31 protein-coding genes are annotated in these 22,232 nt (G+C 67.2%); 12 read left to right on the plus strand and 19 right to left on the minus strand.

The window, feature by feature from the left end; all coding sequences use genetic code 11:
- Positions 1-3: 3 nt before the first annotated feature.
- Entirely contained in the window at positions 4-1,191 is a 1,188-nt protein-coding gene (locus BLW44_RS01365) for an MFS transporter (RefSeq protein ID WP_060927903.1), read from the minus strand.
- Positions 1,192-1,304: 113 nt separating this feature from the next.
- Between BLW44_RS01365 and BLW44_RS01370 the strand changes: the two genes are divergently transcribed.
- The 3 genes from BLW44_RS01370 to BLW44_RS01380 all read left to right on the plus strand — a co-directional run bounded on the left by BLW44_RS01370 (position 1,305) and on the right by BLW44_RS01380 (position 4,681).
- The gene (locus tag BLW44_RS01370; protein WP_060927904.1) at positions 1,305-1,754 is read left to right on the plus strand and encodes a MarR family winged helix-turn-helix transcriptional regulator; all 450 of its coding nucleotides are present in this window, start codon (positions 1,305-1,307) and stop codon (positions 1,752-1,754) included.
- 91 nt (positions 1,755-1,845) lie between these two features.
- Complete coding sequence (locus BLW44_RS01375; protein WP_060927905.1) at positions 1,846-3,672, plus strand: substrate-binding and vWA domain-containing protein; 1,827 nt, start codon at positions 1,846-1,848, stop codon at positions 3,670-3,672.
- A gap of 7 nt (positions 3,673-3,679) precedes the next feature.
- Entirely contained in the window at positions 3,680-4,681 is a 1,002-nt protein-coding gene (locus tag BLW44_RS01380) for a hypothetical protein (protein ID WP_060927906.1), read from the plus strand.
- 7 nt (positions 4,682-4,688) lie between these two features.
- Here the strand turns inward: BLW44_RS01380 and BLW44_RS01385 are convergent, their stop codons facing one another.
- On the minus strand, positions 4,689-5,384 hold the full coding sequence (locus BLW44_RS01385) for an ABC transporter ATP-binding protein (RefSeq protein WP_060927907.1): 696 nt from the start codon (positions 5,382-5,384) through the stop codon (positions 4,689-4,691).
- On the minus strand, positions 5,381-6,451 hold the full coding sequence (locus BLW44_RS01390; RefSeq protein ID WP_060927908.1) for an FtsX-like permease family protein: 1,071 nt from the start codon (positions 6,449-6,451) through the stop codon (positions 5,381-5,383). The genes BLW44_RS01385 and BLW44_RS01390 overlap by 4 nt, the downstream gene beginning before the upstream one ends.
- Before the next feature lie 164 nt (positions 6,452-6,615).
- Between BLW44_RS01390 and BLW44_RS01395 the strand changes: the two genes are divergently transcribed.
- Entirely contained in the window at positions 6,616-7,800 is a 1,185-nt protein-coding gene (locus BLW44_RS01395; protein WP_060927909.1) for a sensor histidine kinase, read from the plus strand.
- Positions 7,797-8,423: a response regulator transcription factor gene (locus BLW44_RS01400; protein ID WP_060927910.1), complete on the plus strand. Its 627-nt coding sequence runs from the start codon at positions 7,797-7,799 to the stop codon at positions 8,421-8,423. Before BLW44_RS01395 ends, BLW44_RS01400 begins: the two co-directional genes overlap by 4 nt.
- 26 nt (positions 8,424-8,449) lie before the next feature.
- Here the strand turns inward: BLW44_RS01400 and BLW44_RS01405 are convergent, their stop codons facing one another.
- From BLW44_RS01405 to BLW44_RS01415, 3 genes are all read right to left on the minus strand, one after another.
- Positions 8,450-8,713 (minus strand): type II toxin-antitoxin system RelE family toxin, encoded by a 264-nt coding sequence (locus tag BLW44_RS01405; protein WP_060927911.1) that lies wholly within the window; start codon positions 8,711-8,713, stop codon positions 8,450-8,452.
- Positions 8,710-8,970 carry a type II toxin-antitoxin system prevent-host-death family antitoxin gene (locus BLW44_RS01410; protein WP_060927912.1) on the minus strand — a complete coding sequence of 87 codons (261 nt, stop codon included), beginning with the start codon at positions 8,968-8,970 and terminating at the stop codon, positions 8,710-8,712. Before BLW44_RS01410 ends, BLW44_RS01405 begins: the two co-directional genes overlap by 4 nt.
- 74 nt (positions 8,971-9,044) lie before the next feature.
- Positions 9,045-9,743 carry a LacI family DNA-binding transcriptional regulator gene (locus BLW44_RS01415; protein WP_245647456.1) on the minus strand — a complete coding sequence of 233 codons (699 nt, stop codon included), beginning with the start codon at positions 9,741-9,743 and terminating at the stop codon, positions 9,045-9,047.
- Between the two features lie 6 nt (positions 9,744-9,749).
- Between BLW44_RS01415 and BLW44_RS17450 the strand changes: the two genes are divergently transcribed.
- From BLW44_RS17450 to BLW44_RS01430, 3 genes are all read left to right on the plus strand, one after another.
- Positions 9,750-10,112, plus strand: a complete 363-nt coding sequence (locus tag BLW44_RS17450) for a bifunctional 4-hydroxy-2-oxoglutarate aldolase/2-dehydro-3-deoxy-phosphogluconate aldolase (RefSeq protein WP_254775104.1) — start codon at positions 9,750-9,752, stop codon at positions 10,110-10,112.
- On the plus strand, positions 10,109-11,068 hold the full coding sequence (locus BLW44_RS01425; protein ID WP_060926264.1) for a sugar kinase: 960 nt from the start codon (positions 10,109-10,111) through the stop codon (positions 11,066-11,068). Before BLW44_RS17450 ends, BLW44_RS01425 begins: the two co-directional genes overlap by 4 nt.
- 78 nt (positions 11,069-11,146) lie before the next feature.
- Positions 11,147-11,908, plus strand: coding sequence for a Pr6Pr family membrane protein (locus BLW44_RS01430; RefSeq protein ID WP_060926263.1), 762 nt, complete (start codon positions 11,147-11,149; stop codon positions 11,906-11,908).
- Positions 11,909-12,087: 179 nt separating this feature from the next.
- Here the strand turns inward: BLW44_RS01430 and arr are convergent, their stop codons facing one another.
- The 4 genes from arr to BLW44_RS01450 form a co-directional block, all read right to left on the minus strand.
- Positions 12,088-12,498 (minus strand): NAD(+)--rifampin ADP-ribosyltransferase, encoded by a 411-nt coding sequence (arr, locus tag BLW44_RS01435; RefSeq protein WP_060926262.1) that lies wholly within the window; start codon positions 12,496-12,498, stop codon positions 12,088-12,090.
- 81 nt (positions 12,499-12,579) lie between these two features.
- Positions 12,580-12,819 (minus strand): hypothetical protein, encoded by a 240-nt coding sequence (locus BLW44_RS01440; RefSeq protein ID WP_060926261.1) that lies wholly within the window; start codon positions 12,817-12,819, stop codon positions 12,580-12,582.
- Positions 12,816-13,013: a hypothetical protein gene (locus BLW44_RS01445; protein ID WP_060926260.1), complete on the minus strand. Its 198-nt coding sequence runs from the start codon at positions 13,011-13,013 to the stop codon at positions 12,816-12,818. Before BLW44_RS01445 ends, BLW44_RS01440 begins: the two co-directional genes overlap by 4 nt.
- Before the next feature lie 110 nt (positions 13,014-13,123).
- Positions 13,124-13,921 carry a siderophore-interacting protein gene (locus BLW44_RS01450; RefSeq protein WP_060926259.1) on the minus strand — a complete coding sequence of 266 codons (798 nt, stop codon included), beginning with the start codon at positions 13,919-13,921 and terminating at the stop codon, positions 13,124-13,126.
- A gap of 131 nt (positions 13,922-14,052) precedes the next feature.
- Here BLW44_RS01450 and BLW44_RS01455 point away from each other — a divergent pair, with 131 nt between their 5' ends.
- Positions 14,053-14,313: a hypothetical protein gene (locus tag BLW44_RS01455; protein ID WP_060926258.1), complete on the plus strand. Its 261-nt coding sequence runs from the start codon at positions 14,053-14,055 to the stop codon at positions 14,311-14,313.
- A 52-nt stretch (positions 14,314-14,365) separates the two neighbouring features.
- Here the strand turns inward: BLW44_RS01455 and BLW44_RS01460 are convergent, their stop codons facing one another.
- Positions 14,366-14,569 (minus strand): hypothetical protein, encoded by a 204-nt coding sequence (locus tag BLW44_RS01460; RefSeq protein ID WP_139305214.1) that lies wholly within the window; start codon positions 14,567-14,569, stop codon positions 14,366-14,368.
- A gap of 113 nt (positions 14,570-14,682) precedes the next feature.
- On the minus strand, positions 14,683-14,937 hold the full coding sequence (locus BLW44_RS01465) for a hypothetical protein (protein WP_074731521.1): 255 nt from the start codon (positions 14,935-14,937) through the stop codon (positions 14,683-14,685).
- A gap of 130 nt (positions 14,938-15,067) precedes the next feature.
- Between BLW44_RS01465 and BLW44_RS17905 the strand changes: the two genes are divergently transcribed.
- Positions 15,068-15,241, plus strand: a complete 174-nt coding sequence (locus tag BLW44_RS17905) for a hypothetical protein (RefSeq protein WP_157519569.1) — start codon at positions 15,068-15,070, stop codon at positions 15,239-15,241.
- A gap of 116 nt (positions 15,242-15,357) precedes the next feature.
- Here the strand turns inward: BLW44_RS17905 and BLW44_RS01470 are convergent, their stop codons facing one another.
- The 6 genes from BLW44_RS01470 to BLW44_RS01495 form a co-directional block, all read right to left on the minus strand.
- On the minus strand, positions 15,358-16,203 hold the full coding sequence (locus tag BLW44_RS01470) for a F510_1955 family glycosylhydrolase (RefSeq protein WP_060926256.1): 846 nt from the start codon (positions 16,201-16,203) through the stop codon (positions 15,358-15,360).
- Between the two features lie 141 nt (positions 16,204-16,344).
- Positions 16,345-16,941: a DUF305 domain-containing protein gene (locus tag BLW44_RS01475; RefSeq protein WP_060926255.1), complete on the minus strand. Its 597-nt coding sequence runs from the start codon at positions 16,939-16,941 to the stop codon at positions 16,345-16,347.
- 85 nt (positions 16,942-17,026) lie between these two features.
- Positions 17,027-17,461, minus strand: a complete 435-nt coding sequence (locus BLW44_RS01480; protein ID WP_067121011.1) for a DUF6153 family protein — start codon at positions 17,459-17,461, stop codon at positions 17,027-17,029.
- A 54-nt stretch (positions 17,462-17,515) separates the two neighbouring features.
- Entirely contained in the window at positions 17,516-19,552 is a 2,037-nt protein-coding gene (locus BLW44_RS01485; RefSeq protein WP_245647370.1) for a heavy metal translocating P-type ATPase, read from the minus strand.
- Between the two features lie 129 nt (positions 19,553-19,681).
- Positions 19,682-19,954 (minus strand): heavy-metal-associated domain-containing protein, encoded by a 273-nt coding sequence (locus BLW44_RS01490; RefSeq protein ID WP_338061377.1) that lies wholly within the window; start codon positions 19,952-19,954, stop codon positions 19,682-19,684.
- 85 nt (positions 19,955-20,039) lie between these two features.
- Positions 20,040-20,321, minus strand: a complete 282-nt coding sequence (locus tag BLW44_RS01495) for a metal-sensitive transcriptional regulator (protein ID WP_060926252.1) — start codon at positions 20,319-20,321, stop codon at positions 20,040-20,042.
- A 267-nt stretch (positions 20,322-20,588) separates the two neighbouring features.
- Between BLW44_RS01495 and BLW44_RS01500 the strand changes: the two genes are divergently transcribed.
- The gene (locus tag BLW44_RS01500; RefSeq protein WP_060926251.1) at positions 20,589-20,990 is read left to right on the plus strand and encodes a four-helix bundle copper-binding protein; all 402 of its coding nucleotides are present in this window, start codon (positions 20,589-20,591) and stop codon (positions 20,988-20,990) included.
- Positions 20,987-21,505, plus strand: coding sequence for a DUF305 domain-containing protein (locus tag BLW44_RS01505; RefSeq protein WP_245647367.1), 519 nt, complete (start codon positions 20,987-20,989; stop codon positions 21,503-21,505). The genes BLW44_RS01500 and BLW44_RS01505 overlap by 4 nt, the downstream gene beginning before the upstream one ends.
- A gap of 388 nt (positions 21,506-21,893) precedes the next feature.
- On the opposite strand, the gene BLW44_RS01510 is transcribed toward BLW44_RS01505, so the two are convergent.
- On the minus strand, positions 21,894-22,205 hold the full coding sequence (locus BLW44_RS01510; protein WP_074731985.1) for a thioredoxin family protein: 312 nt from the start codon (positions 22,203-22,205) through the stop codon (positions 21,894-21,896).
- Positions 22,206-22,232 lie beyond the last annotated feature (27 nt).

The raw sequence follows: 22,232 nt of genomic DNA on the forward strand, positions 1-22,232 counted from the left end.
CCGTCAGGCGGCGACGGTGCGGAGCGTGCCGGTGGTGGCCGGTGCCGGGCGACGCGCAGTGACGACCGCGATCACCATGACGACCAGAGCGGATGCCGTGATCGCCGCGCCGATCCAGATGGGCGAGGTGTATCCGAGCCCCGCTGCGATGCCGAGACCTCCAGCCCAGGCGCCGAGCGCGTTGCCGACGTTGAACGCCCCGATGTTCGCGCCGGACGCGAGGGTCGGCGCTCCTCCGGCGTACTGCATGATCCGGCTCTGCAGTCCAGGGACGGTGCCGAATCCGAAGGCGCCCATCAGCATCAGAATCGCGATGGTCACCGGCTGCGACCAGGCGAAGAGCCCGAACAGGACGAGCACGACGACCAGCGCCGCGATGAAGACGAGCAGGGTGCGATCGATCGACCTGTCGGCGAGGCGGCCGCCGATGGCGTTGCCGGCTACCAGCCCGACACCGAACAGCACGAGGAGCCACGGCACGGTCGTGTCGGCGAACCCCGTCACGCCGGTGAGCGTGTAGGCGATATAGGTGAACGCGCCGAACATGCCGCCGAACGCGAGCGCCGTCACCACCAGCGACAGCCACACCTGGCCGGAGCGGAACGCACGGAGCTCGCTGCGCAGACTCACCTGCTGTCCTGACGGCGTCGGGGCGGTCACGAGCAATGCGATGCCGGCGAACGCGATGACCCCGATCGCGGAGATCACCCAGAACGTCGAGCGCCATCCGGACTGCTGACCGATGAACGTGCCGAAGGGGACCCCGAAGACATTGGCGGCGGTCAGACCGGTGAACATGATGGCGATCGCGCGCGCCTTCTTCTCGGGGGCGACGAGGTCGGCCGCGACGACCGCGCCGATGCCGAAGAACGCGCCGTGGCAGAGTGCGGCGATGATGCGGCCCATCATGGCCACGCTGTAGTCGGGGGCGACCGCGGTGAGCGCGTTCCCGGCGATGAACAGCACGACCAGCCCGAGCAGCACAGGCTTGCGCGGCAGGCGAGTGGTGGCTGCGGTGAGGCCGAGCGCACCGACCACGACGCTCAGGGCGTAGCCCGAGATGAGCCAGCGGGCGGTGGCCTCGGTGACCCCGAAGTCGGTGGCGACCTCGGGAAGCAGGCCCATGATCACGAACTCGGTGAGTCCGATCCCGAAGGCGCCGATGGCGAGTGCGATGAGTCCGAGTGGCATGGGTGCGCTCCGAAGTCCTCTGCTAAAGTATTTGCAGACGCGGGATATTGCGTCCGACGGATAATCATTGCATACGCAAGTATTCCGCGCAAGCAACTACTTCGGAGGTCATCGTGGGAATCTCAGACGACGCTGTCGAGATCCGCGCGCGCGGCTGGCGCACACTCGCGGCCCTGCACGGCATCATCGAGGCGGATCTCGAGAAGGCGCTCGGCGCCTCGGTCGGGCTGTCGGTCGTGGAGTACACCGTGCTCGATGCCCTCAGCAGGCAGGACGGCTGGCATATGCGGATGCAGCAGCTCGCCCGTGCGACGGCTCTGAGCCCGAGCGCGACGACGCGACTCGTCACACGACTCGAGGACCGCGGACTGCTCACCCGCATCCTGTGCGCCGACGACCGTCGTGGCATCTACACAGAGCTCACCCCCGCGGGCCAGGCGCTGTACGAACAGGCGCACCCGATCCATGACGAGACGCTCGAACGAGCGCTCGGAGACGCCGTGACCCAGCCGGAGCTCGCCCCTGTCGTCCACGCCCTGCAGGGAGCGACGGTCGACGCCTAGGCGAGACGGCACGGCGCGGTCAGCCGTCTCCGCGAGTATCCGATGGGGCGGATGCGCGATCTGCGGTGCGATACGTGGGTAGCCTAGGCGCATGAGCGCGCCTCGCACCGCACGACGGACCCCCGCAGCACTCGCCATGGCGGCGATCGTCGCCCTGGCATTGACCGCATGCACCGGTGGTGGCGACAACGGCACCACAGAGGACGGTGGGCAGGCATTCCCCGACGACGGGTGCACGCACATCACCGTCGCGACATCCTCCGAGAAGGTCAACATGCTCGACGAGCTGGCGAAGGCGTTCAAGGACTCGCCCGAGCACAAGGGACTCGAGACCTGCGCCACGGTCCGACCGACGAACGTCTCCTCGGGCAACGCGACGCGCTTCCTCACCTCGGGCGAGGACTGGCCGAGCGACGACAAGGCCCTCTGGCCGACGCTGTGGTCGCCGGCATCCACGGTCTGGACCGACCGAGTCGCTGCGGCGGCCTCCGCCAGCCTCGTGGGCGAGCCCAAGTCGTTCACGCGGACGCCGGTCGTGTTCGGGATGCCGGAGCCGATGGCCACGGCCCTCGGCTGGCCGGACAGCCCGATCAGCATCACCGACCTCGAGACGCTGTGCCAGGACCCGGCCGGGTGGGGCAGCGTGGGCAAGGACATCTGGGGCGCCTTCAAGATCTCGAAGACGAATCCGAACACGTCGACCACCGGCCTGTCGACGATCCTGATGCAGTCCTACGAGGCGACCGGCAAGGCGGAGGGACTCACCTCGGCCGATGTCGAGGCCTCCGCCGACTTCTCGCGCGTGTTCGAGGAGTGCGTCATCCACTACGGCGACACCACCGGCAACGTCCTGTCGACGCTCTACGACGAGACCCAGAACGGCTCGAACGGATCGGCGTACGTCTCCGCCGTCGCGCTCGAGGAGACCTCGCTGCTCAACTACAACCAGGGAAACCCCGACTCGCACACGGTGCAGCCGGGTGAGACCCTGACCCCGCCCAAGACGAAGCTCGTCGCGGTCTACCCCGAGGGCGGATCGATGTGGTCGGACAACCCCATCACCGTGCTGGGAGCCGACTGGATCAGTGCCGAGCAGCGCACCGCCGGCGAGGCGTTCGCCGAGTTCGTGCAGACCACCGCCGCGCAGAAGATCTTGCCCGACTACGGCTTCCGCCCGCTCGACGAGTCCGTCCCCCTCGGTGACCTGTTCACCGCGAAGTTCGGCGTCGACCCTGCGCAGCCCGCCGTCACCCTTCCGAAGCCCGACGTCGACGTCATCTCGACCGCCATCGACCAGTGGACGCAGGTGCGCAAGCCCTCCTCGGTGCTCGAGCTGATCGACATCTCCGGGTCGATGGACGACCCGATCGGCGACGGGCGCTCCCGTCTCGACGGCGCGATCGAGGGTGCCCAGTCGACGCTGGACCACTTCCGCTCCACCGACGAGATCGGCGTCTGGGCCTTCACCACCGGCATCTCGTCCGATGAGGGCGAAGGCATCCAGGTGCTGCGCGATGTCAGTGCGCTCGGCTCGGACGGCGAGAAGCTCGACTCCTCCCTCGCCGACCTGCGCTACGCGCAGCGCAACGGCACCCCGCTCTACGACTCGATCCTGCTCGCCTACGAAGCCATGAGCGAGCGCGCCGAGCCCGGTCGCATCAACGCGATCGTGGTCCTCTCCGACGGGGAGGACACCGACTCCGGCATCTCGCTCGACTCCCTGATCGCGAAGATCGGCAAGAGCACCAAGGAGGGCGGCGACGACGCCCCTGTCCGTATATTCCCGATCGCGTATGGAGAGGGAGCCGACACCTCGGCTCTGCAGCGGATCGCGGATGTCACGGGCGGACAGCTCTTCGACGCCTCGGATGCCGAGCGGATCGACCTCGTGTTCGCCTCGGTCATCAACAACTTCTGAGGTCGCGATGCCGTTCCTCTCCGCCTCCGACAACCCCTGGATCAATGATGCCGTCGAGGGCATATCCGGAGAGAACATCTACGTCGATCCCGACGTGTCAGGTGGTCAAGCGATAACCGAGGCGCTCTCCGGCGTCGTCCCTGGCGACGGCTCGATCGCGGTGGTCGTGCTCCCTGCGGGTGCCGACAACAACACTCCGTACAGCAGCTACATCCTCGAACGGCTCACCGCGGCGGGCGACCACGAGACCGTGATCGTCGCGGTGGGCAAAAATCTGCAGGCGACCTCGAGCGCGATCGACGGCGATGTGGCGCTGCGCATCGCGAACGAGAACGAGTCGTCGGCAGGAAGCACACAGGATGCTCTCGTCGAGACCGTGCAGGAGATCTCGGCCGAGACGCCGACCTCGCCGGGCGGCGGCGATGCCGGAGCGGGAGGCGCGGCCATCCCGCTCGTGATCGGCGGGGTCGTGCTCGTCGCGGCCGCCGTGACTGCTTTCGGCCTGATCGCCCGTCGCCGACGCAAGCCTGCGGCGTCGACGGATCCGGTGCCCGCCGGCATCCGACTCCGCGTGAACCGACTGCGCGAGCTGCGCGCCGACTATGCGGCGGTGCCAGGGAGCCCCGTCGCAGCCGAGACCGCCGCAGCGATCGATGCGCTGGCCTCGCATGTCGAGCAGCTGTTCATCCGGCTCGATGCGAAGGCAGGCGAGGATCAGAGTGTGCTGGCTGAAGCCGAGTATTCCGACAAGCTAGCCCGCCTCGTCGCCGCCCTCGACCGCGACTATCTGCTCGACCTGCTCACCCGGCCTGACCTCTGGGACGCTCCGGACGAGCGCATCGGCGAGGTGCGCGAAGCGCTGGCTGCGGTGACCACACAGATCGTCGACAACATCAAGCAGGTCAACGCTCGCAGAGGACTGCTCTTCCAGGTGTCGCTCGACTCGCTCATCGGTCGCAGTGAGCTGCGCGACTGGGAGCGGCAGTTCAAGCAGAGCTCCGGCGACTAGTCGCCGCTCAGCGCCTCGGAACGGCGGCGTCGACGACACGACCGTCGACGAGGTGCACCACCCGGTGCATGCGCGGGAGGTGCACGAGGTCATGCGTGACGAGCAAAGTCGACGTGTTCAGCTCGTCGGTCAGCCGCAGGATGAGGTCGATGATCTGGGCTCCGCGTTTCTGGTCGAGGGCGCTGGTCGGCTCATCGACGAGCAGCACGCTCGGATCGTTCATCAGCGCCCGAGCGATGTTGACTCGCTGACGCTGCCCGCCCGAGAGCTGGTGCGGCCTCTTGTGCCCGTGCTCGGCGAGGCCGACCGCGGCGAGCAGCTCATCCGCACGGGATGCCGCGGCGGCGCGATCGCGGCGGTTGCGCGGCGCACCGAGCTCGTTCATGACGCTCAGCTGCTCTCGGGCCGTCAGAGAGGGGATGAGGTTGGGCTGCTGGAAGACGATCCCGATCCGGTCCCGCCGCAGACGCGTCGCCTCGGCCGGACTGAGCGCCGTGACGTCGTTCCCGTCGATGAGGATCTCGCCGGCATCCGGACGCAGGAGGGTGCCGGCGACGGCGAGCAGACTGGACTTTCCCGAGCCACTGGGACCGGTGATGCCGGTGACGGTTCCGGGGTGAGCCGCGAGTGAGACACCGTCCACGGCAGTCACCCGCGAGTCACCGTCCGGGAAGGTCAGAGTGATGTCGTTCAGGCGGATCATCGGTTGCTCCCGAGGGCGGTGAGGGGGTCTGCAGAGGTGACGGAGCGCAGGGCGAACGCCGCCCCCGCGAGGCCGAGGGCGATCATGATGACCCCCGGAAGGAAGGTCGTGACGGGACTCAGCAGGAACGGAAGGGCGGTGCCGGCGAGGAGGCCGAGCACAGTGACGAGCCCGAGTCCGACGCCGATGCCGACCAGCAGGACGATCAGCGCCTGGCCGAGCGCATCGCGGACTAGGGAACCCGTGCTGGCGCCGAGCGCCTTGAGCACGGCCACGTCTCCCTTGCGCTGCATCGTCCACACCGTGAAGAACGCTCCGATGACGAGTCCGGAGATGCCGAACAGCAGGACCACCATGAGCAGGAGCGATCCGATCTCGGAGCGGAAGGCGCTGAGCGCCGTCAGCGAGCCGATCGTCGTCTCGGAGATCGTGTCGTTCGCCGTATCCGCGGCATCCCAGTCGGGGGATCCCGAGACCGCGAGGACGGTCGCGTACGCATCGGGGTTGCCCGTGGCTGCGGAGTATGTGCGCCAGTCCTGAAGGGTCATCTGCACGACCGGGGTGTGGCTGTACCAGTCATCGCCCTCGATCGTCTCGACCACATAGGAGACGCCCGAGATCTCGACCTTCTCGCCGGTCGCCACCCCGAGCGCATCGGCGGCGGGCTGGGACAGACTCAGCCGGCCGTCGCCGGATGGCGCACTGCTGTCAAACCCCGGCTCCACACCGAACAGTGCGATCGCAGCGCGCATGTCGTCGGTCTCGGCTCGTGTCTGGCTGATGCCGAGCGGCCGCGCATCGGTGACATCGGACGTGGCTGCCCAGTCCGCCGCCTGCTGTGCGGTGATGGCCGAGTCCGCGAAGCTGACGGCGCCATCTCCGCCCTCGGGCGCGGAGAACACGATGCGGTCTCCGGGAAGCGCGAGAACGGCCGAGATGTTCTGGATGGCGAGGCCGCCGGTGAGCCCGCTGAGGAATCCCACGAGGAGGGTGATGAGGGCGACGACGGAGCCGATGAGGATGAATCGGCCTCTGGCGAAGCGGAGGTCGCGCAGTGCGACGAACATGGTGGCTGCCTTTCCTGTCTCCGGTGCGGCGACCGTTCCACTCTCGCCGTCCGGACCCGCGCGGTCATCGGCCACTCGACGAGCATTCGACGCCCGAGTGAAGGAGCCTCCGCTCGTCCTTTCGGACGATGCCGAGCGCGGTGGCGCGGCGTAGAGTTCGAGCCATGTCGCATACCGCTCTGACCCCGGTGTTCGTGGGTCTGCGGACCGGACTTCACGCTCTCTTCCTGGCCCTGACCGGCGTCGTCATCGCCCGGGCACTGCTCGACCCGTCCGAGTGGAGCGTCCCCGCAGTCGTGCTCGCGCTGATCATCGCGGCCACGTACGGGTCCGGGGTGCTCCTCGCCCGACTCCCCGGGGGTCGGCGGCTCGTGTCGCTGAGCTGGCTGGCGCTGCTCTCGGTCGAGTGGCTGATCCTGCTGTGGGTCAGCGCTGACGCCGCCTACCTCGTCTTCCCGCTGTTCTTCCTGTTCCTGCACCTGTTGGGAAGGTGGCTGGGGTCGATCGCGATCCTCGTGTCGACGATCGTCGCGGTCATCGCACTCGGCATCCACGGCGGATGGAGTGTCGGGGGCGTCGTCGGCCCGTTCGTCGGCGCCGGGGTCGCGTTGCTGATCGGCCTCGGCTACCAGGCTCTGGCGACAGAGGCCCAGCAACGCGAAGCACTGGTCAGCGAACTGCTCGCGACCCGCGGGCAGCTCGCCGCGCGCGAACACGAATCGGGTGTCCTCGCGGAGCGCGCCCGGCTCGCCCGCGAGATCCACGACACCCTCGCGCAGGGGCTCTCCAGCATCCAGATGCTGCTGCATGCTGCGGAACGCGCCGACGACACCCGACCCGGAACAGAGCACATCAGGCTCGCCCGCGAGACCGCGGCGGCGAACCTCGCGGAGGCGCGACGATTCATCCGCGAGCTGACGCCTCCCCAGCTCGACGACCAGACGCTCGGTGCGGCGCTGCGCCGGCTTGCCCGCACCCAGTGGGCGACACAGGGGCTCGACGTGCAGGTGCGGGTATCGGATGCGATGGTCCTGCCCATGCATCTGCAGACCGCGCTGCTGCGCATCACCCAGGGTGCGATCGCCAACGTCCTCCAGCACGCGGACGCGACCACCGCGACGGTCAGCATCCGCATCGAGAACGACCGCCTCCGCTTCACCGTCGACGATGACGGCACCGGATTCGATGCGGCACTCCCTGAGCCGGGCGCCGCCCAGAAGTCGGATTCCTTCGGTCTGCGCGCCACCGCCGAGCGGGTGCAGCAGCTCGGCGGACGCCTGGAGATCGACTCGGCATCCGGACGGGGAACCACGCTCACCGTCGATCTCCCACTGACGGAGCTCGCATGATCCGGCTCGTGATCGCCGATGATCACCCCATCGTCCGCGCCGGTCTCATCGCGCTGTTCAGCCTTGAACCCGATCTCGAGGTGGTCGCAGAGGCCGGCACCCCCGACGAGGCCGTCACCTGTGCCGAGCGGGAGAACCCCGACGTCGTCCTGATGGACCTGCAGTTCGGGTCTCGCGCCAGGTCCACGGGCGTCGACGCCACTCGGCGCATCCGCGCACTCGATGCTCCGCCGTACGTCCTGGTCCTCACGAACTACGACTCGGATGCCGACATCCTCGGTGCCGTCGAGGCCGGTGCCAGCGGCTACCTCCTGAAGGATGCACCCCCGCACGAGTTGACAGCCGCCGTGCGTGCGGCCGCGGCAGGCGAGAGCGCGCTCGCACCGGTGATCGCCTCACGCCTGCTCGACCGCATGCGCGCGCCGCGGATCAGCCTCAGCAGCCGTGAGATCGAGGTGCTCGAGCTCGTCGCCGCCGGGCGGTCGAACAGCGAGGTCGCCGACGAGCTCTTCGTCAGCGAGACGACCGTGAAGTCGCATCTCGCGCACATCTTCTCGAAGCTGGATGTGAGCTCGCGCACCGCCGCCGTCTCGGCGGCACGTCAACGAGGGATCATCCGCTGAGGCCGGACGGCGCGAGACTGCGCCGATCAGATGTCGTACACTGCGCGGCGGTGCGCGACGCGCACAACCGTCACGAGAACCTGGTCGTCCATGACCTCGTACAGCACTCGATAGTCGCCGATACGCACTCTCCAGGCATTGTCATACCCGGCCAGCTTGCGGCATCCGTGCGGACGCGGGTCGAGTTCCAGATCGGCCACTCCGGCAAGTGTCCGTCGGCGGATCGGCGGGTCGAGCTTGCGGATCTCCCTGGCAGCGGCAGCGGTGAACTCGATGCGAAAGCGAGTCACGCCACTTCCGCACGCAGCTCATCCAACGACACGCGCTCACCGTCATCCGACGCTCGCGCAGCGGCGAACTCCGCCGCGTCTCGGGCCGCCTCGAGTTCTTCGAGCAGTTCAAGATCGTCGACGCTGATCACCACGGCCGTCAGCTTGCCGTGGCGCGTGACGCCTACGCGTTCTGAGCCGTACGCGACCCCTCCGAGCACATCAGCGAGGCTGTCACGCAGGTCCTTCGAGGGCACGTGCCGACTGATCGTGTTCATGCGGCAAGCATAGCACTTATGTACATAATGCCGATATTGTACGTCGCTCGTGCGCGGGAAGACGCGCGGTCTCGTCAGGCGGCCGGAGCGGCAGTGGATGCCCGGACGATCAGCTGAGACCCCAGGGTCACGACGTCGTCGATCGCGGCGCCGGTCATCGCCTGCAGCAGCAGGTCGACCGCCAGCGCACCGCTGCGTTCGATCGGCATGCGCACCGTCGTGAGGGCGGGCGTGACCGCTCCGGCGAGGTCGATGTCGTCGATCCCCACGATGCTGATGTCCGCGGGGCACCGCTTGCCGAGCTCCAGCAGACCGGCCTCGAGGCCCAGCGCGACGAGGTCGTTGTAGGCGATGACAGCCGTCGCTCCGCTCGCCGCGGCGGGAGCGGCGGCGGCACGGCCACCCTGGATCGAAGCGGCATGGTGGCTGAGGCCGGTCAGCCGGATGCCGTGGCGCTCGCAGGCCCTGGCGACGGTGTCTGCCCGGCGCACATCGGCCCATGATCCACGCGGGCCTGCGGCATAGGCGATGTGCGTGTGCCCGAGCGCGGCGAGGTGCTCAATCGCCTGCGCCGGCCCGTGCTCGGTGTCCATCAGCACGCAGGGCGCCCCGTCGATCTGTCGGTTGACAACGACGTACGGGGTGTCTCCGACGAGCTCCAGCACGTCGGCGTCCGGGAGGCGCGGGGAGCACAGCAGCATCCCGTCGAGCTTGCGGGCCTGCTCGATCTGCTCTCGCTCACGGCGGAGGTCCTCGTCCGCGTCGAACAGCACGATGCGGTGCCGTCCGTGCCAGGCCTCGCCCAGGCGACGGATGCCGAGGTGCCGATCGTCCCCGGCGGCATGACGCCGACCGAGCTGTTCGCCTCGTGGTCTGCCGGCGCATCGGCCGTCAAAGTGTTCCCGGCAGGGCAGGTCGGACCGGGATATCTCAAAGATCTGCGGGGCCCCTTCCCCGACCTCGTCGCCGTGCCGTCGGGCGGCGTCGACCTCGCCGGCGCCGAGGCCTGGCTGCGCGCCGGTGCCGTCGCCGTCAGCGTCGGCGGCCCGCTGCTCGGTGACGCCTTCGCCGGGGGCGACCTGCCGGCGCTGCGCGAGCGCGCGGCCGCCTTCGTCTCGGTCTGCACCCGGAGTGAGGGATGACCGGTGCTGCGCCCTCGGTCGTGACGCTCGGCGAGACCATGGCACTCGTCCGGACGACGGAGCTCGGCTCGCTGCGGCACGCGGACTCGCTGTCGTTCGGCATCGGCGGCGCGGAGAGCAACGTCGCGATCGGTCTCGCGCGCCTCGGTGTCGACACCTCGTGGCTCGGTCGGGTCGGCGACGACTCGCTCGGCGAGCGTGTCAGCCGAGAGATCCGCGGTGACGGCGTCGATGTGCGAGCGATCGTGGACGCGGATGCCGCGACCGGTCTGATGGTGAAGGAACGGCCCTCTGCCGCATCCACCGCCGTGCACTACTACCGCGCAGGGTCGGCCGGGTCGCGTCTGCGGCCGGCGGATCTGCCGGAGCGCTGGGTCGAGGCGGGATCGCTGCTGCACGTCACGGGCATCACGCCGCTGCTGTCCGACTCGGCACGGATGACGGTGCACGCCGCGATCGATCGGGCACGGGCAGCCGGGGCCACGGTCAGCTTCGACATCAACTACCGTTCGGCGCTCGCCCCACCCGCCACCGCCGGACCCGTGCTGCGGGAGATCGCAGAGCGCGCGGATCTGGTGTTCGGCGGCGACGAGGAGTTCGCGATCCTCTATCCCGACCTCTCGCCAGCGGATGCCGCCGCTCAGCTGCGGCGCGCCGGATGCGCGACGACCATCCTCAAGCAGGGGCCGGAGGGCGCGACCGTGTTCGCCGCCGACGGTGTGAGCGCCGCCGGCGGATTCGCGATCGACCCCGTCGACACGGTGGGCGCGGGCGATGCCTTCGTCGCCGGATACCTCAGCGGGATGCTCTCCGGCCTGGACGTCGAGTCGACCCTGCGCCGGGCGAACGCCTGCGGCGCCATGGCCTGTCTCGTGCCGGGCGACTGGGAGGCCGCGCCGACCCTGCGTGACCTCGACAGGTTCCTGGCCGGCGACTCCGATCCGGTGCGACGCTGACCCGCGTGTCCGACGGTGTGATTCGACTGCATTCCGGCACGGTGCAGCGACCCCTGCGAACACGCGTAGCCTCGAAGAATGACTGAAGCCGTCGCCTCTCCGTCCGCGGCTTCCGCGCTGGGAAGCCCTCCGCCCGGCCGCGCGCGGCTCTTCGAGAACGCCGCCGTCAACCTGCGTCCCGTCGCCCTGGTCTACCGAGTCGCCGCACTCGCCGTCATCCTCACCGGTGTCATCCGGCTCTCGGAGGTCCTGACCGGCCAGCCGGCGTGGTCGACCTTCCTCTTCTACACGATGCTCAGCAACCTGCTCTGCCTCGCATGGATGGTGGCGCTGCTGTTCCGCACGGCGCGCGACCTGCGTCGCACCGGTGCGAGGGGCGCCTCGACCCCGAGTGCTCGCGGCAGTGGCGCGGTGATGTTCGCGATCACCGTGACCATGCTGATCTACCTCGTCGTCCTGGTGCCCACGAGGTTCGCGGACGGCGACTCGGACATCTTCTCCCTCACTGACACCCTGATCCATGTGGTGACGCCGGTGCTGATGATCGTCGACTGGCTGCTTTTCGTGCCGAAGGGGGCGTTCCGATGGATGGACCCCCTGCTGTGGACGCTCCTCCCGTACGCGTATCTGGGCTGGGCGTTCGCGTACGGCGCGTCCGGTGGAGAGTTCACGCCAGGCCAGAAGTACCCGTACCCGTTCATGAACATCGAGGCGCTCGGCATCCCCGGTGTCGCCCAGTGGATCGTGATGCTGTCGCTTGCCCTGATCGCGGTCGGGTTCGTCTACGTCGTGCTCGACCGGATCCTTGCCGCCCTCGCCCGCCGCATGCCGCGCCGCTGACCGCTGTCACCTGGGGTTTGCTGGCTCCATCCCGGTCCGGGCGCAGGACGACCGCGCGAATCGGCCCCGCCCCCCGCGCGAACGCAGGACAACCGCGCGGATGCAGGACGAAATGCCGGTTATCGTCCTGATTTCGGACGGTCCTCCTGCGTTCGGACCGCCCCGGCAGACGACGGCGCTCAGTTGATGATCTCGGCGCGGTCGTCGGCGTGGAGCGCCGCGAGCCGCTCGCGCCATGCGGCGAGCGCGTCGGGCGAGAGTCGCGTCCAGTCGAGCACCTCCCGCACCACCCGCAGAGGCGAGCTGCTGCGGTAGGACCGGGTCGGATTCCCCGGGAACTTCTTGTCGGTGACGTTCGGGTCGTTCTCGAACTCGCCGACCGGCTCGACTTCGTACACCCGCGGCTCGCGATCACCGGGCGCCAGCTCGGCAGCCAGCCCCGCACCATCGGGCAGCGCGGTGAAGTAGATGTGATTCATCACGATCTCGGGGCGGTAGTTCGAGGGGAATCCGGCCGTCAGCAGGTCGCCGGGTCGCAGGTCTGCCTTGGTGCCGTGGAAGAAGGGTCCGTCATCCAGTGCGTCGCTCACCCGCAGAATCCTACGACGCGGGCGGACGCCGAGGAAGGTCCCCGGCGCGACCCGTGCGGGCGGCACCGCGAGCGACAGGCTTCAGTCTTCCGAGCGCCGCGTTCCCACTCCGGGCTCGTCGTTGTGGATCGACTCGTCCTGGATCGTCGACTCCGACTCCGGATCGACGCGCACGGGGCCTGCCCCGCCCGAGTCCGCGCCGGCATTGCCGGCCGGAGTCTCACCGACCTGGTCAGGGTCGTCGGCATTCCGGTCGTCGATCAGGGCCTCGAGTCCCTCCTCCGACGGCGTCGCGCCGCCCGCGTCTCGGTCTCCGGTCATGCCGCACCGCCCTCGAGGTCTTCGGGGCGGTCGGCGAGGTCGGCATCGGCATCGCTCCGCTCCGACTCCGCGTCGACTTCGGTGTCCTCCCGTGCGGTGTCCGTGGGGAACGTCCCGTCCGTGACGTCATCCCGATGCGGGATGCCGGGCATCTCCGGCGGCAGGCTGTTGGCGAAAGCGTCGATGTTCGACATGGTGCCCTCCAGTGTTCGATCCGAATGATCATGATCGGTCGGATCGACCGCGAGCGCAGGACGGTTGACACCGGGTCCGAGGGCGGGGAGGATTCCGGCGCGAGCCCGCGCTACTCGATCTGCCCGATGGGCTCGCGCTTCTCGGCCTGGAACTGGTCTTCGGCACGTCCCCGGGCCCAGTAGGCCGAGATCGACAGGCGGTCGCGGGGGACCTCGCGCTCCTTGAGGAGGGCGCGCACCGCCTTGATCGTTCCCCGCTCTCCGTGCGCGAACACGGCAGGATGCCCGTCGTGCCAAGGCAGGGCCGCGAGCGCCGCCAGCAGTTCGTCGTCGTCGCGGGTCCAGACCAGGCGGACCCCCGAGGGCGCGGCGGGCAGGATGCGGTCGGCGGGGTCGGCGACGGACAGGATGACGTGGCCGACGGCATCCGGTTCCATCGCCTCGATCGCGGAGGAGATCGCAGGGAGCGCAGTGTGATCGCCGATGAGCAGATGCCACGGCATCTCGGGGTCCGGTCGGTATCCGCCACCGGCGCCGCTGAGCACGAGGGTGTCGCCGATCTGAGCACGGCGCGCCCACGGCCCTGCGACGCCCTCGTCGCCGTGCACGACGAAGTCGATGACGAGTCGGCGCTGCGCGGCATCCGATGAGCGCACGGTGTAGGTGCGCCGGGTCGGCAGCTTCTCCGGGGTCTCCTCGCGCAGTCGCGCCAGGTCGTACGGAGGGGTGAGACCGTGGCGGGGATCAGCGAAGAGGATCTTCACGTACTTGTCCGTGTAGACGTTGTCGGTGAACGCCTCGTAGCCCTCGCCACCCGCCGTGATCCGCACCAGCTCAGGGCTGACGTGCTCGACCTCCTGCACGGCGAGCACTGCTTGGCTGGGGGCGCGACGAGGCTGTTCCGACATGGGGTCTCCTGAGATCTCGGGAAGAAGTCCCCTCCAGTCTGCCCGCAGCCAGGAGGGGAGAGGCCATCGAGGGGTGCGGCTCTCAGCCGATCCACTGGAGCGGTGTCCCCTGCCCTCGCTACTCTCTCGTCATGACTTCCGAAACCGACCCGGACCTCGAGCGCGAAGTGCGCGCTCAGATTCGAGAGCTGCAGGCCGTCATCGAGAAGGTGTCGCACGAATTCAGCGGGCATCCGACTCAGGAGGTGAGGGATGCCGTGCAGCGCGAGATCGACGCACTCGGCAATGGCGCGTCGATCGTCGATCCCGAGTTGAACCACGGTGCACAAGCCGTCAGCGAGGGCAAGCAACTGCGTCTCACGGACGAGGGAAAGCTCCTCGCCGACGACTGATCGGTCAGCTATGGTCCACCAAGATCACGGGCTGTCTGATCGCAGAGGGTGATCAAGGACCGTACATCCTCGACCAGGCTGTTCGGTCAAGCGCCCGGCGCGCTGCTTCGTCGCCGTCGATCTCCGCTGCTCTGCCGGCTCTCGCGGTGTCGCCGTGCTGGAAAGTGCGCTCGCGTCGAGCTTTGCCGAGTCTCCACACGATGGCACTGATGAAGAGACTCACCACCACGGCTACCGCCACGAGCGCTTCGACCATGTCGTCAACGTACGGCGTCGCTGCCGCCGTCGTCACGTGAACAGCTGCTGAACTACCGGCCGCAAACGATCGTTTCCGGCGAGCTCGCGTCGCACGTCATCGTACGCCCGCCGTTAACGTTCGCCGGTATCTGCTTTCGGTAGACGTTTCCGGCGTTCAGGTAGCTGATCTTGCTCGTCGTCCGTCGATGCGAGTTGGCGTGGTTGGTTTCGTTCCGCGCGGAGTTGTTGCTCGATCTTGGCGTGTGCTTTTCGTTCGTTGCGGTCGGCTCTGATGATGGACCGCAGGACGAACCAGAATGCTGCGACGACGGCGATCGTGGGGATGACGGACCAAAAGGCGTTGGTCCAGTAGTCATTGAGATTCATCCGCGCCTCCCGGGGGCTCACGCAGCACGAGCGCCAGTCCGACGATTGCGAGGATGAACGCTGTTTCGTAGCTTCCAAGCGTGTATGCCCAGAGTGACCATTGGTCTGGAACGGTTGTGTCGATGAGGAGATGAGCCGCGATCAGTGCGACGGCGGCCAGGAGAAGGAAGGCCCCGACACGTACGAGGCGATCGTGACGCCGCTGTGGGGACACGTGGCTGGTGCGCGTGGGAACGTGTACTGGTGGACGGTGCCGAGCTGGGTGCAGGTGGCGGGTCATCTGAATATGGCTCCGATGAGGTAGAAGCTCGCAAGGGCGAGAAGCAAGGCGAGGACTGTGGCGCACGCGATGAAGACGGATATGCGGCGGAAGGGATTGCGGCGGGGGACCATTGGTGGCCGTTCTGGTGGTGGCGTTCTCTACCGGGCGGGGGCGAGGATGGTTGTGTCGTCGGCTGTGATCTGGACGATGCCTCGGTCGTCGACAACGATGAAGCGTTCGTCATCGATCGCGGTGAAGGCCTGAGCGGCCCCTTGAAGCGCGTCGAGGCGTTGCCATGTTCCTTCGGTGTTCTGTGACCAGAGGGCACCGTCGGTTCCGACTCCTGCGAGCGAGCCATTGGGTTTGGCGTCGAGTGTGTAGAGCAGGGGGGCGTCGGCGATGGGGGTGAAGGTGGCGCCGTTGTCGGTGCTGAGGAGCAGTCCTTCTTCTGAGGCCGCGTAGAGACCGTCGCCGTTGGCGGCGAGGTCTGCCGCGGCAAGTGTTGCGCCGCGGGTCCATTCGAGACCGTCGTCAGTGCTGATGAGCAGATCGACGTCATCGGACGCGATCCCGTAGAGAGTGCCGTCTGGTCCGGCGGTGAGGACATGGAAGTCTGTGCTGCCAGTGAGCGCGATCGGTGACCACGATTCCCCGAAGTCGTCACTGCGAATGACGCCGAGGTTGGGTGAGCCGAGCTCTGAGGGTGTCTGCGTGCCCGGGTGCCCGGATGCGAAGAGGGCATCGTCGAGGACGGTGAAGCCCATCGCGTCGAAGTCGTAGCCTCCGATGGGGCCGGTGATCGCACCCTCGGGCGTGAGGGTGAAGAGTCCTCCGTGGGTGGCTACGAAGAGGTCCTCACCGCGGGGGTCAGCGGCAACACTGTGAATGTGTTGGATAACGGGGGGGACCGCGTTGGTGCCGGAGGCCTGCGGCGCGGCGCAGCCGGTGAGGGCGACTGCTACGAGAGCGATCGCGAGAGCGGGTAGGGGCGAGTGGCGGTTCATGAGACTCCGACGTGAAGAAGTGCATGCGGGTGCGCGCGGTACGCGAATGAGAGTCGCGACATGGCGCCAGCGCGGTGGCGTGGGTTAATGCGAGAAGGCCAGTTCGGGGGTGCGGGCGAGCGCCGCACCCCCGAAGGTGGATCAGAGTGCGTCGAGGAGATCTTTCATTGTGGCGATCTCCGTGGTCTGCGCCTCGATGATCGTCTCGGCCAGAGCGATCGCGTCGCTGTTCTGGCCGTTGTCGACCTCTTCTTGGGCCATCTCGACGGCACCCTCGTGGTGCTGAATCATCTGCTCGAGGAACAGGCGGCTGGCGTCCGCACCGGTGGCGTCCTCGAGAGCCTGCATGTCCTCTTCGGACATCATGCCGCCGCCGTGATCCATTCCCTCCATGTCGGAAGTGTCAGCGCCCCACTCTTCGAGCCACTGGTCCATCTTCTGGATTTCGGGCTCCTGCGCGGCCTTGATCTCTTCCGCAAGGGCGACGACACGTTCGTCGACGCCCTCCTTGCTGAGAAGCATGTCGGACATGTCGATGGCCTGGGCGTGGTGCTCCTTCATCATGCTGGCGAACATGATGTCGGCGTCATTGGCGTCCGCGGAGGCCGGGGCGGAGCTGCTGCTTTCGTGGTTCATACCGGGCATGTCGCCGCCGCCCGAGGTGTTACCGGCGCAGCCGGCGAGTCCAAGCACTGCAGCGAGGGTGAGTGCGGCGGTCGCCGCAAAACGGGTCTTCATGATGGGTTCTCCAAAAGTCGATGAGGGTGCCCAGCGAGAGAGGCTGGGCAAGGGCGTTACCCGCAGAAGGCGGGCGCGCCTGCCATCACGTGCGACTGATGCAGAGAACGGTGAGAGACGGAGGCCGCAGCGGATGCAGCGCATCCCGGAGGTGTAGGCGGGACACGGGCGTTCCCAGGGAGTGCGCGACGGCTCGCCACCAGGCGGACGGCCGGGCGAGCAGCACGACGACAATGAGGAGCGCGAGAACGCAGGCCATCCACGCCATGCCGTGATCGTCAGAACACGTGGCGCACCCCGCCTCGACCACCGCTGCGGCGTCGCCTGAGGCGTGTGCGGGGTGAGCGTCGGCATGCGCGGGTGCGACGGCGATGGTCTCACTGTGCCCGGAGGGCATGGTGTGCGTGTTCATCGAGTGCATCGCCAGAAGCCCGAAGATCACGGAAAAGGCGACGGCGACGACGGTCAGGAGGGTGCGGGTGAGGGTGCGCTGGTCTTGCACGCGCCGTGCGATCGTCATCAACACTGTCCCACCTCCCTTTCTTCCAGGGTACGTCGCCGCCGCCCCTGACGCCTACTTGTCGACGACGGCGTCCGGGCTGAGGTCCAGCCGTCGCAGCAACTGCGCATTCAGCGCGACAACGATCGTGGACAGGGACATCAACACCGCACCGACCGACATCGGCAACACGAACCCGACGGGGGCGAGCACACCGGCAGCCAACGGCACCGAGAGAAGGTTGTACCCGGCGGCCCACCAGAGGTTCTGCTTCATCTTCCGGTAACTGGCCCGCGACAGCTCAATCACGGAGATCACCGATCGGGGGTCGTCGCTGGCGAGGATGACACCCGCGGAGGCGATCGCGACGTCCGTTCCTGCACCGATCGCAATCCCCACGTCCGCCTGGGCGAGGGCGGGGGCGTCGTTCACGCCGTCACCGACCATCGCGACCTTGCGGCCTTCGTTTTGCAGTTCTTTCACCTTGGAGGCTTTGTCCTCCGGACGGACTCCGGCGAAGTACCGGTCGATACCCAGCTCGCCGGCGACGGACGCGGCGACCGCGTCAGCGTCACCGGTGATCATGACCACCTGCACGCCGCGCTCGTGAAGCGCATCGACCGCGTGACGCGACTCGGAGCGGATCTCATCCGCGAGGCGCAGCGCGCCCGTCACCTGACCGTCGACGAGCACGTGGAGGATGATCGCACCCTCACCGCGCCACTCGTCGGCAACCGGCAGCTCGGCGGCGTGTTCTTGCTCGAGCATGTACGGGCCACCCACCTGCACGACACGTCCATCGACACGGGCACGTACCCCAACGGCGGGGGAGGATTCGAAGTCGGTCGAGCGTGGAACGGTGAGGTTTTTCTCTTTCGCCGCGTTGACGATCGCACGGGCGAGGGGGTGCTCGGAGTCGGCTTCCGCGGCCGCAGCCCACGACAGCAACTGATCGGCGTCGGTGCCTGTGACGGGATCGATTGCGGTCACGGCAGGGGTGCCCTTGGTGAGCGTGCCGGTCTTGTCGAACAGGACCGTGTCGACGGTGCGCATGCTTTCCAGTGCGAGGCGATCCTTGATCAGCACGCCTCCTCGGGCGGCGCGTTCCGTCGCGATCGACACGACAAGCGGGATCGCGAGACCCAGAGCGTGCGGGCAGGCGATCACCAACACCGTGATCGTGCGGATCACCGCAGCGTCGGGCTGCCCGACGAGAGTCCAGACAATCGCGGTGATCGCGGCAGCGCCGAGCGCGAACCAAAACAGCCAGCCCGCCGCCTTATCCGCGAGCCGCTGCGCCCGCGATGATGAACTCTGCGCCTCCGTCACGAGCTTCTGAATGCCCGCGAGAGCGGTGTCTTCGCCGATGGCGGTGATCTCCACCCGCACGCCTGAATCGGTGGCAACGGTGCCGGCAATCACCGGGTCACCGCCGCTGCGGCGTACCGGCCTGGATTCTCCGGTGATCATCGACTCGTCCATGCTGGCCGAGCCCTGCACGATCCGCCCGTCCGCAGGAATCCGCCCGCCGGGGCGAACGACCACGACATCGCCCACCTGCAGGTCGGAAGGTGCGACCGTGACGGTGGTGTCACCGTCGATCTTTTCGGCCTCGTCGGGCAGCAACGCGGCCAGGGAGTCCAACGCCGATGTCGTCTGTGCGAGGGAGCGCATCTCGATCCAGTGCCCGAGCAGCATGATCACGATGAGGAGGGCCAGCTCCCACCAGAAGTCCAGCTCGTGGTGCAGCAGGCCGAGGCTCGCACCCCACGAGGCGAGGAATGCCACGGTGATCGCGAGGGCGATCAGAAGCATCATCCCGGGTTTGCGGGCACGAAGTTCACTCACCGCGCCGGTGAGGAACGGGGTCCCGCCCCACACGTACATTACGGTTCCGAGAACCGGGGAGATCCACGCGACCCACGCGGCATCGGGCAACGGATAGCCGAGGATCATTGAGAACATCGTCGAGAACCCGACCACGGGCACCGCGAGGAGCAGCATGATCCAGAACAGTCGCCGGAACTGGCCCACGTGATCTCCGTGGCCGCCGTGACCCTCGTGCCCGCCGTGACCTGTGTGTTCTGGTGATGCGCCGTGGTCGTGGCCCATCGCCGCGTGGTCGTGCTCTGTCGTGGGCGCCCCGCCGTGTTTGGCATGTGCGGTGCGGTCGTCGTGCTGGCTCATCGGAACTCCTTGCTCGAATCCGCCCGGGTCGGGCCGGACGCTCTCAGGTGCGACTCAGGCGTGGTTGGTCGCGAGGGCGTAGCCGGCCTCTTCAACCGCAGCCTGCACGGCAGCGGGGTCGACAGGGCTGGTGCTGTGAATGGTCACCCGGGACGGGCCGCCAGCATTCAGATTTACGGTGACGGACTCGACGCCGTCGACACCGCTCAGTTCCTCACTGACGCTCGACACACAATGCGAGCACGTCATTCCCTCGACCAGCACGTCCTGCGTAACCGCTGACGTCACAGGTGCGGATGTCTCCGTGCTCGAGGGGCAGCGCAGCATGCACAGCCCGCGTTCGCGTCCTTTAGCCCGAGTTCGATGCGATCAGTCATGCGTATGTTCTCCTTCAACTAGACAGACGTGGGGGTCATGAACGGACCAGGCGGGCGATGGCTTCGTTGGCCTCGCGGACCTTTTCTGCAGCGACCGCCCCGCCTGTGGCGCTCGCTTCGGCGACGCAGTGACTCAGGTGATCGCTGAGCAGCGACAAGGCGACCGTCTCCAGGGCCTTCGTCGCCGCAGAAACCTGGGTGAGAATGTCGATGCAGTACTTGTCCTCATCGACCATCCGGGCAATACCTCGCACCTGACCCTCGACACGGTTCAACCGCTTGCGCAGATCGTCCTTGTTTCCGTCATACCCGTTCATGATTCGAAGATACCCCCTGGGGGTATACAACTCAAGTGGTTCCGATTCCATTCCCGACGTGAGTACTTTGTCTGCACTCACTCACGCTGCGAACCGCGATTCGCCGGCCGTGCCGTCCCGAGTATCCGGAGTCGCGGCGGAGACTCGCGCGAACGCGGCCCACCACAGCTAACACACCCCGGCGGGGTACTCAAGGGCCTCAATGAGTGGAGGACGCGAGCGTACCTTCGTGGCTCACGAAACTCGTGGCTCACGAAAGGACCCCTCATGTCTACTACCGAGGAAATGCTCCGTACCTACCCGAAAGACCTAGGCGGAATCGATCACGAGAAGCTTGCTGAGTGCATCGACGCGTGTCTGGAATGTGCGCAAGCCTGCACCGCGTGTGCCGACGCCTGCCTCAGCGAGGACATGGTCGCTGACCTGACCAAATGCATCCGCACGAACCTGGACTGCGCAGACCTTTGCGCCACCACAGCCCGCATCCTCTCCCGCCACACCGGGTACGACGCCAACCTCACCCGCGCCGCGCTCGAAGCCTGTCGAACGGCCTGCACGAGCTGCGCCAACGAGTGCGAACAGCACACCATGCACGAGCACTGCACGATCTGCGCCGAGGCATGCCGGCGCTGCGAACAAGCCTGCACTGCGCTGCTGGAGACGCTATGACACAGCACCACGCCGACAGCGGGGCACGCCCGCCCGTACCGGAATCTCACGAACAAGACCACGGCGGAATGTCGAGCTACCTCAAACTCGCCATCTCCCTGACGCTCAGCTTCATCGTGATGTACTTCCTCACGTTCGCGATGATCAACGTCCTCGATGACCTCTTCCTCAACATCAGCAACCTATACATGGCTCTGATGATGGTGTTCCCCATGGGCATCATCATGCTCATCGTCATGTGGAAGATGTTCCCGAACAAGGCGGTGAACGTCGGGCTGCCCGTAGGCTTCGCCGCACTATTTCTCGTCGCGTTCTTCATGGGCCGCGCAGAAGCCTTCGTCGGTGACGACCAGTTCCTCCGCTCCATGATCCCGCACCATTCGCGAGCGATTCTGGTATGTGAGCAGTCAGACATCAGCGACCCGGAAATCCAAGACCTGTGCAAGCAGATCATCTCTTCACAACAAGAAGAGATCGACCAGATGAACGACATCCTCGAGCGGCTCAACAACTAGTCAGTTGTCAGAGGGGGCGCGCTCGGACTCCGAAGCGCCGCGGGTTCAGCGGTGCCCAGGTTGACCCCGCACGCAACACGCGTGGAGGTTTGGCGAGACCGCCGTAAACGATCGTTTCCGGCGCGTGCCCGTTCTGCGACCGTGAGCAGTTGCCGATAACGCTGTCCGGAAATCCCTTATGGCAGGGGCTTTCGGCTGCGCCTCAATCGGCTGCGAGACGACGGTCATCCACGAGCCGTCGAACGACTACGCAGACGGGCGGTCGCGGCGTAGGCGAAGCGCTACCCACCAACCGCATCGACGGCAGATGAAAGCGCGATCCTCCCCGAGCGCGTGCAGCCTTCTGCGCGGCAGGTGCCGGCCGCAGCACGAACAGGCGACATCAAGTTCAGTCGACATAAGCGGTGATCGCCTCTCGAATCTGTTCAACGGTCGGCATCCCCGCTAGCCCAGCAGGTGTGTTGTAGACGCGGCAAGCCAAGTCGTCGCTGCGATCCGAACCCGGGAAAAGATCGTTCCCGTTCAGAGTGATTGTGGGGGACCCCGCAAACTGTACTGCCGCTGCATCTTCCTCGGTTTGGATGAGTCGATAACGCAGCACTGATCCATCGTGACCGGCCTCTCGGAGCGCCTCGGAAACACGGCGGCCGGCCTCTACCCAACTAGGGCAACGAGCAATGTGCAGCAGCTCGATGTTCATAACGTCAATCATCCTCGTGTTTCGTGT

It is taken from the genome of Microbacterium hydrocarbonoxydans, assembly GCF_900105205.1.
Taxonomy (GTDB): Bacteria; Actinomycetota; Actinomycetes; order Actinomycetales; family Microbacteriaceae; genus Microbacterium; species Microbacterium hydrocarbonoxydans.

Bases quoted from the DNA above. Each gene is read 5' to 3' on its own strand.
- BLW44_RS01365 (WP_060927903.1), bottom strand. From the start codon at position 1,191: ATGCCACTCGGACTCATCGCACTCGCCATCGGCGCCTTCGGGATCGGA.
- BLW44_RS01375 (WP_060927905.1), top strand. From the start codon at position 1,846: ATGAGCGCGCCTCGCACCGCACGACGGACCCCCGCAGCACTCGCCATG.
- BLW44_RS01380 (WP_060927906.1), top strand. From the start codon at position 3,680: ATGCCGTTCCTCTCCGCCTCCGACAACCCCTGGATCAATGATGCCGTC.
- BLW44_RS01385 (WP_060927907.1), bottom strand. From the start codon at position 5,384: ATGATCCGCCTGAACGACATCACTCTGACCTTCCCGGACGGTGACTCG.
- BLW44_RS01390 (WP_060927908.1), bottom strand. From the start codon at position 6,451: ATGTTCGTCGCACTGCGCGACCTCCGCTTCGCCAGAGGCCGATTCATC.
- BLW44_RS01395 (WP_060927909.1), top strand. From the start codon at position 6,616: ATGTCGCATACCGCTCTGACCCCGGTGTTCGTGGGTCTGCGGACCGGA.
- BLW44_RS01400 (WP_060927910.1), top strand. From the start codon at position 7,797: ATGATCCGGCTCGTGATCGCCGATGATCACCCCATCGTCCGCGCCGGT.
- BLW44_RS01410 (WP_060927912.1), bottom strand. From the start codon at position 8,970: ATGAACACGATCAGTCGGCACGTGCCCTCGAAGGACCTGCGTGACAGC.
- BLW44_RS01425 (WP_060926264.1), top strand. From the start codon at position 10,109: ATGACCGGTGCTGCGCCCTCGGTCGTGACGCTCGGCGAGACCATGGCA.
- BLW44_RS01430 (WP_060926263.1), top strand. From the start codon at position 11,147: ATGACTGAAGCCGTCGCCTCTCCGTCCGCGGCTTCCGCGCTGGGAAGC.
- BLW44_RS01440 (WP_060926261.1), bottom strand. From the start codon at position 12,819: ATGACCGGAGACCGAGACGCGGGCGGCGCGACGCCGTCGGAGGAGGGA.
- BLW44_RS01445 (WP_060926260.1), bottom strand. From the start codon at position 13,013: ATGTCGAACATCGACGCTTTCGCCAACAGCCTGCCGCCGGAGATGCCC.
- BLW44_RS01450 (WP_060926259.1), bottom strand. From the start codon at position 13,921: ATGTCGGAACAGCCTCGTCGCGCCCCCAGCCAAGCAGTGCTCGCCGTG.
- BLW44_RS01455 (WP_060926258.1), top strand. From the start codon at position 14,053: ATGACTTCCGAAACCGACCCGGACCTCGAGCGCGAAGTGCGCGCTCAG.
- BLW44_RS01460 (WP_139305214.1), bottom strand. From the start codon at position 14,569: ATGGTCGAAGCGCTCGTGGCGGTAGCCGTGGTGGTGAGTCTCTTCATC.
- BLW44_RS01465 (WP_074731521.1), bottom strand. From the start codon at position 14,937: ATGAATCTCAATGACTACTGGACCAACGCCTTTTGGTCCGTCATCCCC.
- BLW44_RS17905 (WP_157519569.1), top strand. From the start codon at position 15,068: ATGAGCCGCGATCAGTGCGACGGCGGCCAGGAGAAGGAAGGCCCCGAC.
- BLW44_RS01470 (WP_060926256.1), bottom strand. From the start codon at position 16,203: ATGAACCGCCACTCGCCCCTACCCGCTCTCGCGATCGCTCTCGTAGCA.
- BLW44_RS01475 (WP_060926255.1), bottom strand. From the start codon at position 16,941: ATGAAGACCCGTTTTGCGGCGACCGCCGCACTCACCCTCGCTGCAGTG.
- BLW44_RS01480 (WP_067121011.1), bottom strand. From the start codon at position 17,461: ATGACGATCGCACGGCGCGTGCAAGACCAGCGCACCCTCACCCGCACC.
- BLW44_RS01485 (WP_245647370.1), bottom strand. From the start codon at position 19,552: ATGGGCCACGACCACGGCGCATCACCAGAACACACAGGTCACGGCGGG.
- BLW44_RS01490 (WP_338061377.1), bottom strand. From the start codon at position 19,954: ATGCTGCGCTGCCCCTCGAGCACGGAGACATCCGCACCTGTGACGTCA.
- BLW44_RS01495 (WP_060926252.1), bottom strand. From the start codon at position 20,321: ATGAACGGGTATGACGGAAACAAGGACGATCTGCGCAAGCGGTTGAAC.
- BLW44_RS01500 (WP_060926251.1), top strand. From the start codon at position 20,589: ATGTCTACTACCGAGGAAATGCTCCGTACCTACCCGAAAGACCTAGGC.
- BLW44_RS01505 (WP_245647367.1), top strand. From the start codon at position 20,987: ATGACACAGCACCACGCCGACAGCGGGGCACGCCCGCCCGTACCGGAA.
- BLW44_RS01510 (WP_074731985.1), bottom strand. From the start codon at position 22,205: ATGAACATCGAGCTGCTGCACATTGCTCGTTGCCCTAGTTGGGTAGAG.